General features: G+C 60.2%; 15 protein-coding genes. 12 read left to right on the top strand and 3 right to left on the bottom strand.

All coding sequences use genetic code 11. The features are described 5' to 3' along the window. The first annotated feature begins 123 nt into the window (after positions 1–123). The 6 genes from lptC to ptsN all read left to right on the top strand — a co-directional run bounded on the left by lptC (position 124) and on the right by ptsN (position 5,417). Complete coding sequence (lptC, locus tag FHT85_RS16420) at positions 124–810, top strand: LPS export ABC transporter periplasmic protein LptC (RefSeq protein ID WP_112336693.1); 687 nt, start codon at positions 124–126, stop codon at positions 808–810. Continuing rightward, a complete protein-coding gene (locus tag FHT85_RS16415; protein WP_112336694.1) occupies positions 807–1,457 on the top strand; it encodes an LptA/OstA family protein in 651 nt (216 codons plus the stop codon). The genes lptC and FHT85_RS16415 overlap by 4 nt, the downstream gene beginning before the upstream one ends. 37 nt (positions 1,458–1,494) lie before the next feature. Continuing rightward, positions 1,495–2,283 carry an LPS export ABC transporter ATP-binding protein gene (lptB, locus tag FHT85_RS16410; protein ID WP_041677789.1) on the top strand — a complete coding sequence of 263 codons (789 nt, stop codon included), beginning with the start codon at positions 1,495–1,497 and terminating at the stop codon, positions 2,281–2,283. A 195-nt stretch (positions 2,284–2,478) separates the two neighbouring features. After that, positions 2,479–4,038 (top strand): RNA polymerase factor sigma-54, encoded by a 1,560-nt coding sequence (gene rpoN, locus FHT85_RS16405; protein WP_112409795.1) that lies wholly within the window; start codon positions 2,479–2,481, stop codon positions 4,036–4,038. A gap of 250 nt (positions 4,039–4,288) precedes the next feature. Then, positions 4,289–4,864 carry a ribosome hibernation-promoting factor, HPF/YfiA family gene (hpf, locus tag FHT85_RS16400; protein WP_015338602.1) on the top strand — a complete coding sequence of 192 codons (576 nt, stop codon included), beginning with the start codon at positions 4,289–4,291 and terminating at the stop codon, positions 4,862–4,864. Between the two features lie 88 nt (positions 4,865–4,952). Continuing rightward, a complete protein-coding gene (gene ptsN, locus FHT85_RS16395) occupies positions 4,953–5,417 on the top strand; it encodes a PTS IIA-like nitrogen regulatory protein PtsN (protein WP_015338601.1) in 465 nt (154 codons plus the stop codon). A 93-nt stretch (positions 5,418–5,510) separates the two neighbouring features. Here ptsN and grpE read toward each other — a convergent pair whose 3' ends face one another. Further along, positions 5,511–6,152 (bottom strand): nucleotide exchange factor GrpE, encoded by a 642-nt coding sequence (grpE, locus tag FHT85_RS16390; RefSeq protein WP_112336696.1) that lies wholly within the window; start codon positions 6,150–6,152, stop codon positions 5,511–5,513. Positions 6,153–6,365: 213 nt separating this feature from the next. On the opposite strand from grpE, the gene FHT85_RS16385 reads away from it, so the two are divergent. Continuing rightward, complete coding sequence (locus FHT85_RS16385) at positions 6,366–6,800, top strand: GFA family protein (RefSeq protein WP_112336697.1); 435 nt, start codon at positions 6,366–6,368, stop codon at positions 6,798–6,800. Between the two features lie 124 nt (positions 6,801–6,924). Here FHT85_RS16385 and hrcA read toward each other — a convergent pair whose 3' ends face one another. Then, positions 6,925–8,013: a heat-inducible transcriptional repressor HrcA gene (gene hrcA / locus FHT85_RS16380; RefSeq protein WP_015338598.1), complete on the bottom strand. Its 1,089-nt coding sequence runs from the start codon at positions 8,011–8,013 to the stop codon at positions 6,925–6,927. Between the two features lie 172 nt (positions 8,014–8,185). Between hrcA and rph the strand changes: the two genes are divergently transcribed. Genes rph through hemW form a run of 4 tightly spaced genes read left to right on the top strand, consistent with a single transcriptional unit; the run spans position 8,186 to position 11,198 of the window. Further along, positions 8,186–8,902: a ribonuclease PH gene (rph, locus tag FHT85_RS16375; RefSeq protein ID WP_015338597.1), complete on the top strand. Its 717-nt coding sequence runs from the start codon at positions 8,186–8,188 to the stop codon at positions 8,900–8,902. 11 nt (positions 8,903–8,913) lie between these two features. Next, positions 8,914–9,330 (top strand): VOC family protein, encoded by a 417-nt coding sequence (locus FHT85_RS16370; RefSeq protein WP_112409794.1) that lies wholly within the window; start codon positions 8,914–8,916, stop codon positions 9,328–9,330. Positions 9,331–9,341: 11 nt separating this feature from the next. Then, the gene (gene rdgB / locus FHT85_RS16365) at positions 9,342–9,986 is read left to right on the top strand and encodes an RdgB/HAM1 family non-canonical purine NTP pyrophosphatase (protein WP_112409901.1); all 645 of its coding nucleotides are present in this window, start codon (positions 9,342–9,344) and stop codon (positions 9,984–9,986) included. A 36-nt stretch (positions 9,987–10,022) separates the two neighbouring features. Next, positions 10,023–11,198 carry a radical SAM family heme chaperone HemW gene (gene hemW / locus FHT85_RS16360; RefSeq protein ID WP_112336845.1) on the top strand — a complete coding sequence of 392 codons (1,176 nt, stop codon included), beginning with the start codon at positions 10,023–10,025 and terminating at the stop codon, positions 11,196–11,198. A gap of 96 nt (positions 11,199–11,294) precedes the next feature. Here the strand turns inward: hemW and FHT85_RS16355 are convergent, their stop codons facing one another. Continuing rightward, entirely contained in the window at positions 11,295–12,218 is a 924-nt protein-coding gene (locus FHT85_RS16355) for a DMT family transporter (RefSeq protein WP_112336700.1), read from the bottom strand. Positions 12,219–12,373: 155 nt separating this feature from the next. Between FHT85_RS16355 and gcvA the strand changes: the two genes are divergently transcribed. Further along, positions 12,374–13,270 (top strand): transcriptional regulator GcvA, encoded by an 897-nt coding sequence (gcvA, locus tag FHT85_RS16350; RefSeq protein WP_112336701.1) that lies wholly within the window; start codon positions 12,374–12,376, stop codon positions 13,268–13,270. Positions 13,271–13,300 lie beyond the last annotated feature (30 nt).

Raw genomic sequence — 13,300 nt, 5'->3', positions numbered from 1 at the left:
TGGCAGGAAAAAATCCATATTGGCAAGCCAGTGCAATAATGCGAAACGATCCGATAGGCTTTTTGGCACAGCCTCGCATAGCGTGAATGCGGTTTTCCGGATCATAGAAGACGGACCAGTTGCATGCTCAATACGATCGAGCCCCCCGGCGAGGCAATGCGCTCGGTGCCGGAACGGAACGCGTATAAAGACGCGATTTTCCACTCTAACCGCGTGAAGCGGCTGAGAGTGCTGTTGCCGCTTGCCGCCGTCGTGGTCTCGCTCCTGTTTATCGTCGTCTCGGTCATCCGCGCCTATCTGCCCGCCGACATCCGGATCGAGGGTGCCAAGATCGAGGATGGCAAGGTGGTCATGGAGCGCCCTGCCATATCCGGCCGCAACAAGGATGGCATCAGCTATTCACTGCTTGCCGAAAAAGCGCTGCAGGATATCAAGAACCCGAATATGATCACGCTCAAGACCATCAAGGCATCCATGCCGGTCAATACGGATGTGATCGCCCACGTCACGGCCCAAAGCGCAGATTTCGATCGCCAGGCCGATACGCTGAAGCTGACCGAACCCTTCACCATCATTATGGACAACGGCCTGCACGCAGAATTCAAGACCGCCTTCCTGGACGTGAAGAAGGGAGACCTTTCCAGCCAGGATCAGGTCGCAATCAGCCGAGGCGGTATGTCGGTTGTTGCGCGTTCGCTCAAGATGACGGATAAGGGGAGCGTAATCGAATTCGACGGGCAGGTTCGGATGAACATCGAACCCGCCACTTCCCATAATTCAGATAGCCAACAGAAGCCGGGCGGTTCATGACAAAGTATTGGCCTAATTCAATTTTCAATTCCGGCTTGCGCAAGGCAGGCCTTCTCTGTGCCTTTGGCGCCGCAGCATTCTTCGCCGCTGCCGAGGCCGGCGCACAGTCGACGACCAGCTCGATGCCGGGCCTTGCCCTTTCCAAGGATCAGCCGATCCAGATCGAAAGCGACAAGCTTGAGATCCACGACCAGGAAAGCCAGGCCGTCTTCACCGGCAACGTCAAGGTCGTGCAGGGCACGACGACCATGCAGGCCGGCAAGATGACGGTCTTCTACAAGAAGAAGCAGGCGGGTGACGCCAAGCAGCCCGACAATCCGGTCGCGAAGGCCGCCAAGGAACAGAACCAGTCGCTGGTGTCTGGCGATGCCAACATCGACCACATTCTGGTCAACGACAAGGTCTACCTCGTTTCCGGAACGCAGACGGCAACGGCGGAGGACGGCTCCTTCGACATGACCAACCAGCTTGCCATCCTCAAGGGCAAGAAAGTGGTTCTGACTGACGGGCCGAACGTTTTCACCGGCTGCCAGCTTACCGTGCACATGGCGACAGGCGAAGCCCAGTTGGATTCCTGTGGCGGCCGCGTCCAGATCCAGCTCGACCCGAAGTCGCAGCAAGTGCAGCAACAACAAAAGAAAAACTGATACCGGTCCCCTCGTGACGACATCGACAACCTCCACCTTGCCCGGCGTGCCCGGGCCGTCTTCTGCGGCATCCGGCGCACCGGCCGCCGACAAAGCACGCTATAAAGGCACGCTGATCGCCCGCGGCCTCACCAAGACCTACGGCAGGCGTCGCGTCGTGAATGGCGTTTCGCTGGTGGTACGGCGTGGCGAGGCTGTTGGCCTGCTGGGGCCGAACGGCGCTGGCAAGACGACCTGCTTCTACATGATCACCGGGCTGGTGCCGGTCGATGAGGGCACGATCGAAATTGACGGCAACAACGTCACGTCGATGCCGATGTACCGCCGTGCGCGGCTCGGCGTCGGCTATCTGCCGCAGGAAGCCTCGATCTTCCGCGGCCTGACCGTGGAAGAAAACATCCGCGCCGTGCTCGAGGTCCATGAAAAGGACAAGACGAAGCGGGAGCGCAAGATCGACGAATTGCTGGAGGAATTCCACATTCGCAATCTGCGCACGGTGCCGGCGATCGCACTTTCGGGCGGCGAACGGCGCCGCCTCGAAATCGCCCGTGCGCTGGCGACCGACCCGACCTTCATGCTGCTCGACGAGCCTTTCGCCGGCGTCGACCCGATTTCGGTCGCGGATATCCAGAATCTTGTGCATCATCTGACCGCACGCGGAATCGGCGTGCTGATCACGGACCACAATGTTCGCGAAACGCTCGGCCTGATCGACCGTGCCTACATCATCCACGCGGGTGAGGTGCTGACCCATGGCAGGGCGAACGATATCGTCAGCAACCCTGAAGTACGCAAGCTGTATCTGGGTGACAATTTCAGCCTCTGATAGGCTGAAATGCCATCTTTCAATCCGCCAATATTAGCGGATGCTACCGCGCGCCGGAAATTTACTTCGGCTTCACAGTTCCGCTTGACCAAATCCAATAAAAAAGCAATTTTTGGGCCAGTTGGAATTTCGCGAGAATTTTAGTGATAAAAGACGCGGATTCCCGAGGAGTTCAAGGGGAGTCCCGCGTCCGCCATGGCACTATCGGCCAATCTTTTCCTGCGCCAAAGCCAGAGCCTGGTGATGACACCGCAACTGATGCAATCCATCCAGTTGCTGCAGATGACGCATTTCGAGCTCACCCAATTCATCGCGCAGGAAGTCGAGAAGAATCCGCTGCTGGAATTTGCGTCAAATGACGAGGATCTAGGCAGTACCAGCGACCGTGAGCCGAAGGACGAACGGTTTGAGGCCATGGAGGAAACCCATGGCGAGGATGGCTCCGAACGCAATGCCGGCGACCTTGCGAGCGACTGGTATGAGAGTGACAATACCGGCAATGCTAACCGGCTGAGCGACGAGCTCGACACCAATTTCGGCGATATCTTTCCTGACGACGGTAGCCCGCAGCGCGCCGATGCGCCGGAGCTGCTCAGCCAATGGAAGTCCATGCCAGGGGGTGAAGCCGGTGAGAGCTATGACCTGGACGACTTCGTCGCCGGCCAGGTGTCGCTGCGCGATCATCTGAACGAACAGATCCCATTTTCGCTTCCCGCCATGGCCGATCGGCTGATTGCCCAGCATCTTGTCGACCAGCTCGACGACACCGGCTATCTGCACGCCGAGCTCAACGAAACGGCCGAACGGCTCGGCACCACGCTTGCCGATGTGGAACGGGTTCTGGACACCCTGCAGCAGCTCGATCCTCCCGGTGTCTTTGCCCGCTGTCTCAGCGAATGCCTGGCGATCCAGCTTCGGCAGAAGGATCGCTTCGATCCCGCCATGGAGCGACTGATCGAAAACCTCGAACTGCTCGCGCGCCGCGATTTTGCTACGTTGAAGCGGGTCTGCGGTGTCGATGAGGAAGATCTGCTCGACATGATGACGGAAATCCGTCAGCTCAACCCCAAGCCCGGAAGTGGTTTCGAGACCGAGATATCGGAGGCGATCATGCCCGATATCGTCGTGCGTCCCTCTGCGGACGGGAGCTGGCTGGTGGAGCTCAATCCCGATGCGCTGCCGCGGGTCTTGGTGAGCCAGTCCTATTTCGCCTCCGTCACCAAGACCAGCCAGGATCACGCCTTCCTATCGGAATGCCTGCAGAACGCCAATTGGCTGACCCGCAGCCTGGACCAGCGCGCCAAGACGATCATGAAGGTGGCAAGCGAGATCGTGCGGCAACAGGACGCGTTCCTGCTGCATGGCGTTGACCATCTGCGGCCGCTCAACCTGAAAACCGTGGCGGACGCCATCAAGATGCATGAATCGACGGTCAGCCGCGTGACCTCGAACAAATACATGCTGACGCCGCGGGGTCTGTTCGAGCTCAAATATTTCTTCACGGTTTCGATCGGCGCCGTCGAGGGCGGCGACAGCCATTCCGCCGAAGCCGTACGTCACAAGATCCGCCTGCTGATCACGAACGAGAGCCCGGATGCGGTTATGTCCGACGACGATATCGTCGATACGCTGAAGAAGGGCGGGATAGAGCTTGCTCGCCGCACGGTTGCAAAGTACCGGGAAGCCATGAACATCCCCTCCTCGGTGCAACGGCGCCGGGAGAAGCGGGCTTTGGCCAAAGTTTCCGGTTTCTGACGGGCAGCAACTCTCAACCACAGGCTGCCGAACTCCTAACAGTCCGTTAAGACGCAGTTGACTTTCCCATGCGGCAGGGCTAGAAGCCCGCCGCAATCGCTGCAGGACAGCACGACCATGAAACTTATCCCCACCATCCAAAAGGCGGTCGATATACGCAATTTGCCTTTGACTGCGTGAAGTGCTTGGATGAGCTTGAGGCTTGGCGTAAACTGATACGCGCAATAACCACTACAAGAAGGGAAACTCCATGAGTGTGCGTGTCTCCGGTAAACATATGGAAATTGGTGACTCCTTCCGCCAGCGGATAGAAGACCAGATCGGTATGGCCGTGACCAAATACTTCGACGGGGGGTATTCAGGTCAGGTAACTGTACACAAGTCCAGTTCGCGCTTCGCGGCCGATTGCAAGCTTCATCTCGATAGCGGCGTGGTATTGCATGCTGCAGGCGAAGCCATGGACCCGCAGCTTGCTTTCGATGCAGCATCCGAGCGCATCGAAAAGCGCCTGCGCCGTTACAAGCGCAAACTCAAGGACCATCAGGCCGGCAACCATGTGAACGGGCAGGCGGAAGTCGCCTATACGGTCATGGACGGCATTCCGGATGACGATGAGGAAATTCCTGCCGATTTCGCGCCAGCGATCGTCGCAGAAAGTACGAAGCAATTGAAGACCATGTCGGTGGCGACTGCCGTGATGGCACTCGACATGACCGACGAACCGCTGCTGCTCTTCCGCAGCCCCGGCAACGAGCACTTGAACATCGTCTACCGCCGTCAGGACGGCAACATTGGCTGGATCGACGCAGCCAATATCAAAGGCTGAGAATAGAAGATAAGCGGCGGCCGCGCATCATCGCAGCTGGCCGCCGCTTGCCCGTCATCGGTTCTCGGCGACACGAAGGATAAAGAGAATGGCATTGGCAGATTTGCTACAGCAAGATGCGATCATCCCCGCCTTGAAGGCAAATTCCAAAAAACAACTGCTTCAGGAGTTGGCCGCCAAAGCTTCCAAGCTGACCGGATTGCCCGAGCGCGAAATCTTCGACGTCGTACTGCAGCGCGAGCGCCTCGGCTCCACCGGTGTCGGGAACGGTATCGCCATTCCTCATGGCAAGCTTGCCAGCATCAAGTCCATCGCCGGCATTTTCGCGCGCCTTGAAGCGCCTGTCGATTTCGAGGCGCTAGACGACCAGCCCGTCGATCTCGTCTTCCTGCTGCTCGCACCCGAAGGGGCCGGCGCAGACCACCTGAAGGCGCTCTCGCGCATCGCCCGCGTTCTGCGGGACCAGGATCTCGTCGCCAAACTCCGCGCCACCGATTCCGCCTCCGCTATCTACGCTTTCCTCAACGAGGAGCAGGCATCCAACGCTGCCTGACGGCTTGGATCGCATCGGACCAAGGCAAAAATAAGAGCCGGACGATCAGAGATCGTCCGGCTCTTTCTTTTATTGGCGTTGCCCGAAAGAGGATCAGGCGTCTTTTTCATCCAGCGGGCTGTTGGCGCCCTGCTCGGCATTTTCGACAATCTTGGGGCCACCCTTGGCAACGCCGACCATGGCCGGGCGCAGAACGCGATCGCCAATGGCGAAACCTGCCTGCACCACCTGAACGACCGTGTTGTTCGGCACCTCGGGATTGGGCACTTCGAACATGGCCTGATGGAAATTGGGATCGAACTTCTGTCCGATCGGTTCGAGCTGGCGCACGCCGTGACGCTCGAGAGCCGACAACATCGAACGCTCAGTCATCTCGACGCCTTCGATCAGCGTCTTAAGGCCGGCTTCAGCGCCGGCGCGTGCTTCAGCCGGAATGGCATCCAGCGTGCGGCGCAGATTGTCTGCCACCGAGAGCATGTCGCGGGCAAAGCTTGCCACGGAATAGGACTTTGCATCCTTCACATCGCGCTCGGTGCGACGACGGAGGTTGTCCATCTCGGCAGCCAGGCGAAGATACCGATCGCGCAGTTCGCCGTTTTCGGCCTTCAGCAGCTCAACCGGATCTGGCTGGGACGGCTCGGCCGCATCTACGGTTTCCGCTGCATCCTGCGCGAAATCCGCTGACGTGTCGGCCGCCGTGGCGTCAGGTCCGGTTTTTGTTGTTTCGTCGGTCATGACGGTCTCCGAATTGCTTGGTCTTTGGATGTGCCCGATATCGAGGTTTGCTCGGAAAAAATCAAGGCTTTGTCGAGAAGAACAGCCAATTCACGGCTTTGCGATGACGGCAATACCTCTGCCTGCTCATTGCTGCCGCTTGTGACATCGGCTGTTCAGCCCTCCCTACCAGTGGTATTCTGAAATACATCTCAGCACAGCGAGGTGAGATCAATGTCTAATGGCAAATCCCTTTCAGGCAAGTGTTTCTGTGGCGCGGTGGAAATCGCAGTTGATGGCGAGCCAATGGCGATGGGCTACTGCCATTGCGACTCCTGTCGGGAATGGTCGGCAGGGCCGATCAATGCCTTCTCGCTCTGGCCGCCGGAAGCCGTGCACGTCACCAAAGGCGCGGACAAGATCGGCAGCTACCAGAAGACCGAGAAGAGCGTGCGCAAGTGGTGCACGGTCTGCGGCGGTCATCTTCTGACGGAACATCCGCCGTGGGGCGTGACCGATGTCTACGCGGCCGTCCTGCCCGACCTCGATTTTCAGCCTGGCGTGCATGTCAACTACGAGACGACGGTGCTGCATCTGAAAGACGGGCTGCCGAAGCAGAAGGACTTGCCAGCCGAAATGGGCGGATCGGGAACCTTGCTTCCCGATTGACCTTAGCCGCTAGAGTGGTTCAGTTTTCCACGGAATCCCTGAACCGCTCTATCTCTTTGTTGCCTCGCAATTCCGGACGGAAAACCGCTGCGCACTTTTCCTGGAATTGCTCTAGATCCTCTCCTCAGATTCCAGGTCGCGAAAGCCGCGAGATCAGCTGCGCGGTATAATCGACCATGGGCACGATGCGGGCGTAGTTCAGCCGCGTCGGGCCGATGACACCGACGGCGCCGACGATGCGGTCATCATCATCGCGATAGGGCGCAACGATCAGCGAAGAGCCCGACAGCGAGAAGAGCTTGTTTTCCGAGCCGATGAAGATGCGTACACCCGGTCCGCTTTCGGCGAGATTGAGGATCTCGATCAGGCTGTCCTTCTTCTCCAGATCGTCGAAAAGCAGGCGCAGACGATCCAGATCCTCCGCGCCGCCGATTTCGGCGAGTAGATTGGAATGACCTCGAACGATAAGCTGCGTCGGCTTGCCGTCGTCATCGCCGCCGGACCAGACGGCGATGCCGCGCTCGACCAGCTGATGGGAGAGGCTATCCAGCTCCTGGCGCACGCTTTCCTTGAGAGTTTGCAGCTGCCGCCGCAATTCCGGCATCGTCTGGCCGGTCATATGGGCGTTGAGGAAGTTGGCCGCTTCCGTCAGCTGCGACGATGTGGTGCCGGCCGGCAGCTCGATAATGCGGTTTTCCACCTGATCGTGCTCGCCGACGAGCACGGCGAGTGCCTTGGTCGGCTCCAGCCGGATGAATTCCACATGTTTGAGAACCGGATCGCTCTTGGAGGTGATGACGAGACCGGCGCCGCGCGAGATGCCCGACAGCACCCGGCTTGCCTCCGACATCATCGATTCCACCGGCTGGTCGCGATTGCTGCCGCGCACCTGCCGGTCGATATTGGCGCGGTCCTCGGCCGAGAGATCGCCGACCTGCATGAAAGCATCGACGAAGAAGCGCAGGCCCACCTGGGTCGGCAAGCGCCCGGCGCTCACATGCGGCGAATAGATGAGCCCCAGCTCTTCCAGATCGCTCATGACATTGCGCACGGAAGCCGGCGACAGCGACATGGGCAAGAGGCGCGAGAGATTGCGCGAGCCCAATGGCTCGCCGTTCTCAAGATAGCCTTCGACGATGCGACGGAAGATTTCCTTGGAGCGTTCGTCCAGTGCAGCAATGACATCCGAGACCGACGATGTCGTGAATACCATTTTGCTGTCAGATCCATTCCGTTGAGCCTTGGGCAAAATATAATCATTCAGTTAGCAATGGCAAAAGGTAAAAATGCCGCCATGGCTGCCGAGCGGCTTTGCAGCCTGCTTTTCCTTTGCAAAAGCCGCCTGTGGGTCGTAGAAGCGGTCAACAAACTTTCAGGAGAGTGGAATGCGGCCTTCAGGCAGAAAAACCGACCAGATGCGCAAGGTGTCGTTCGAGCGCAATTTTTCCAAGCATGCGGAAGGCTCCTGCCTGGTGAAATTCGGCGATACGCATGTGCTCTGCACGGCAAGCCTGGAGGACAAGACGCCGCCATGGCTGCGCAACAGCGGCAAGGGCTGGGTCACGGCCGAATACGGCATGCTGCCGCGCGCAACCGGCGAGCGCATGAAGCGCGAAGCTGCCGCCGGCAAGCAGGGTGGCCGTACGCAGGAAATCCAGCGCCTCATCGGCCGATCGCTGCGCGCCGTCGTCGATCTCAAGGAACTCGGCGAGCGCCAGATCACCGTCGATTGTGACGTCATCCAGGCCGATGGCGGCACGCGCACGGCCTCGATCACCGGTGGCTGGATCGCGCTTTACGACTGCCTGAAGTGGATGGAAAGCCGCAACATGGTGAAGGTCGAGCGCGTGCTGAAGGATCACATCGCCGCCATCTCCTGCGGCATCTTCGCCGATCAGCCTGTCATCGATCTCGACTATCTTGAGGATTCCTCGGCCGAGACCGACGCCAATTTCGTCATGACGGGCAAGGGCGGCATCGTCGAGATCCAGGGAACGGCTGAGGGTGCCCCCTTCAGCGAAGAGGAATTCGCCACGCTGATGCATCTGGCCAAGAACGGCATTGCCGAACTGGTGGAGCTGCAGAAGCAGGCTATCGCCTGAGGATATTTTGAATGGCTGACCCGGCCCTCGCAGGCGTCCTTGAAACCGCGCTTTATGCGGAGGATCTCGATGCAGCCGAGGCCTTTTATGGTGGCGTGCTCGGATTGCAGAAGATCTCGCGCGGCGGCAACCGTCATGTCTTCTATCGCTGCGGGCCGGGCGTGCTCCTGATCTTCAACAGCGAGGAAACGGTCAAGCCGCATGAGCCGGGTGCCCTGCCCGTGCCGCCGCACGGCACGAAGGGGCAGGGTCATGTCTGCTTCCGCGTCGATGGCAACGAGATCGGCGCCATGGCCGAGAGGCTGAAGGCAGCCGGTGTCGATATCGAAGCCGATTTTCACTGGCCGAATGGCGGCCGTTCGATCTATTTCCGCGATCCGGCCGGCAACAGCCTGGAATGCACCGAACCCCGCATCTGGGGCCTATGACAGGACAGCACATGCGCAAGCTCGACACCAAGACCATCGTCGTCGCCAGCCACAATGCCGGCAAGATCCAGGAAATCCGCGATCTGATCGGGCCGCTCGGCTTTGCCGCCAAGTCCGCCGCCGATCTCAACTTCATCGAGCCGGACGAGACGGGCACGACTTTCGAGGAAAATGCGACGATCAAGGCGCTCGCCTCCGCCAACGCCTCCGGCTTGCCGGCACTCTCGGACGATTCCGGCCTGGTCATCGATGCGCTCGGCGGAGATCCCGGCGTCTATACGGCCAACTGGGCGGAGACGGCTGACGGCACGCGCGACTTCGCCATGGCCATGCGGAAGGTCGAGACCGCGCTGGAGAAGGCTGGCGCCACCACGCCGGAGAGCCGCACGGCACGCTTCGTCAGCGTGCTTTGCCTCGCCTGGCCGGACGGGCATACCGAGCTTTTCCGCGGCGAAGTCGAAGGCACGGTCGTCTGGCCACCACGCGGCAGCCAAGGCTTCGGCTACGATCCGGTCTTCCAGCCAAAGGGCTACGAGACCACATTCGGCGAAATGAGCGCCGAACAGAAGCATGGCTGGAAGCCCGGCGACGAGCAGGCGCTCTCGCATCGCGCCCGCGCCTTCAAGATCTTTGTCGAAACCTGCCTGGAGGCGTAAGCTAACCCCGTGGAAGTCGTTGATACCGAGGATCTGATGCGCGGGGCGCAATTGCTGCCCGATACCGGCGAACCCGGTTTCGGCGTCTATGTGCATTGGCCTTTCTGCGCAGCCAAATGTCCCTATTGCGATTTCAACAGCCATGTCCGCCATCAGCCTGTCGATCAGGAGCGTTTCGCCGCCGCCTTTCTGAAGGAAATGGCGACGATGCGGACGATTAGCGGCCCGAAGACCGTGACCAGCGTCTTTCTCGGCGGCGGCACACCGTCGCTGATGAAACCGGAAACGGTGGGCGCGATCCTCGATGGCATTGCCGGGACCTGGCATGTGCCTGACGGCATCGAGATCACCATGGAGGCCAATCCGTCGAGCGTCGAGGCAGAGCGCTTTCGAGGCTACCGCGCCGCCGGGGTCAATCGCGTATCGATGGGCGTGCAGGCGCTCAACGACCGCGACCTGAAATTCCTCGGCCGACTGCACAATGTCGAGGATGCGCTGAAGGCAATCAGACTGGCGCGCGAGATTTTTCCGCGCATGTCCTTCGACCTTATCTATGCTCGCCCGAACCAGACCGTCGAGGAATGGGAACGCGAGCTGCAAGAGGCGATCTCCTATGCGGTCGATCATCTCTCGCTCTATCAGCTGACGATCGAGGAAGGCACGCCGTTCTATGGCCTGCACAAGGTCGGCAAGCTGATCGTGCCCGATGGCGATCAATCGGCGCTGCTCTATGAGGCGACGCAGGAGATTACCGAGCGCGAGGGCATGCCGGCCTATGAGGTTTCCAATCACGCGCGTCCCGGCGCCGAAAGCCGGCACAATCTCACCTATTGGCGCTATGGCGACTATGCGGGGATCGGCCCCGGCGCCCATGGCCGCCTGACGCGTGGCCCGCAGAAGCTGGCGACGGCGACCGAGCGTAAGCCGGAGAGCTGGCTCGAGATGGTCGAGCGCGACGGCCACGGCATGTTTGACCAGGAAATGCTGGGTTTCGACGAACAGGCCGACGAATTGCTGCTGATGGGCCTGCGGCTGCGGGAGGGCGTCGATCTCGCTCGCTGGCAGCAGCTGTCCGGGCGCGATCCCGATCCGCAGCGCGAGGCGTTTTTACTGGAACACGGTTTCATAGAGCGGATCGGCAATTCCCGCCTGCGCTGCACGCCGGCGGGGATGCTGGTTCTCGACTCGGTCGTCGCCGATCTCGCCTGTTAACACCTCCCCTTGAGGGGGATGTCGCCGCGAAGCGGCGGAGGGTGATCGCTGAAGGCACAATTGAGTCTTCAGTTCCAAACAGGAGCCCCCCGGCGCTTACGTGCCGACCCTCCCCCTCGAGGAGAGGGTGAATAGCCTTCCATCGATTGCCGCCAGACCCACCGCGATCAGCGCCATGCCGATAAAATGCTTCGACTGCAGGCTCTCGCCGAGAATGAGCGCGCCAAGCAGGATGGCGCTGACGGGAATGAGGAAGGTGACCAGCATCAGGTTGGTGGCGCCGGCCGTTGCCAGAATGCGGAAGAACAGCACATAGGCGATGGCGGTCGACAGGATTGCCAGGCCGGCGAGCGCCAGCCAGGTCTCGGTGGACGGTATTGCCAGCGTCCATGGACGATCGACGAAGAGCGCGATTGGCAGAAGCATTATCGCCGATCCAGTCACCTGGCCGGCGGCGGGAATGATCGGCGCCAGCCCCATGCGGCGGAAACGGCGGCCGAATATGCCGGCCAGCGAGTAGCTGAAGGCGGCACCCAGCACGGCAAGCTGCGCCAGCACGTTAGAGCCGAGGCTTGCAAGCACCGAAGGGCCGATCATCAGGGCGACGCCGGCAAAGCCGACGATGACGCCGATCAGGCGATTGCCGGTCATCTTCTCATCCTCGGTCAGGAAATGGGCGACGACGACGACAAAGAGCGGCGTGGTGGCATTGAGGATGGATGCGAGGCCGCTGGCGATATGGGTCTGCCCCCATACGATCAGCAGGAAGGGAATGACATTGTTGAGGAAGCCCATGCCGAAGAAGGCGAGCCAGGTCTGGCGGTCTTTCGGCATGGCATGGCCGGTGGCGCGTACGATGACATGCAAGGCAATGGCGGCGAGCGCGACGCGTGCGGTGACGATGGTGAAGGGCGGCAGTTCGCGCACCAGAATGCCGTTGAAGAGGAAGGAGCCGCCCCACAGGATGGATAGCCCCACCAGCATGCTCCATTCGACCGCGCCCATGGATTTCTGTAGCATGAGACTATCTCCAGCATCAGCTGATTGAGTTTTGCTTATCAGTAGCCAATCGTGACATCATTGCCAACCACCGCTATTGCTGTAATAATCTCGCTATATAGGGGCTCTGACAAGCGAGTCTTTTTCAAATCATGATTTAGCTGAGCTCAATCATCATGGATCAACTGCCATCCCTTTCGGCGCTGCGCGCCTTTGAAGCCTCCGCCCGGCATCTCAGTATGACACTGGCGGCAAATGAGCTGCATGTGACGCCGGGCGCCATCAGCCTGCAGATCCGCGACCTCGAAAGCACCCTCGGCGTGCGGCTTTTCGAGCGGCGAACCCGGAGCCTGGCGCTGACGAGTGAAGGTGCCGAATATTTTGCGACGATGCGAACGGCATTCCGCCTCATCCGCGAGGCGACAGCGGCTCTCGCAATGCGCTCCAAGGATACGGTGCTGACCCTTACCTGCACAGCCGGCTTCGCTACGCACTGGCTGGTGCCGCGGCTGCGGCGCTTCGAGGAAGCCCATCCCGATATCGACCTGCGCATCAGCGCCTCCTATCGCATGATGGATTTCCAGCGGGATGGGATCGATCTTGCCATTCGCCACGGCCTCGGCGGCTATGAGGGATTGGCAAGCGAACGATTTCTCGATGACGAATATGTTCCGGTCTGTACGCCGGAAACGGCGGCTGCACTCGGCCCCTCCCCTGCGGTTGACGATCTCGCCACCCTGACGTTGATCCATGATGTCTACCGGCGTGACTGGGAGCTCTGGCTCAAAGCCGTCGGGGCAACGCGGGTGGATGCCATGCATGGGCCAGTCTTTACCGATGGCATGGGCGCCTACCACGCCATGAAGGCTGGCCTTGGCATCGCCTTGATGCGCCGCTCCTTCGTGGAGCAGGAACTGGCTGACGGCACGCTTGTTGCGCCATTCCCGACGGGATTTGCAAGCGCGCTTGCCTATCATCTTGTCTATCAGCCCGGTGCGCTGGAAAGGCCGGCGATAGCGACGCTGCGTGCCTGGCTATTTTCTGAGGTCTCACGCACGACGCCATCAGCATAGGCGTACCTCGTCCGCCTGATCGCCCAAAAG

The organism is Rhizobium sp. BK312 (assembly GCF_014193605.1).
GTDB lineage: Bacteria > Pseudomonadota > Alphaproteobacteria > Rhizobiales > Rhizobiaceae > Rhizobium.
This window is presented reverse-complemented; position numbering and strand designations above follow the sequence as displayed.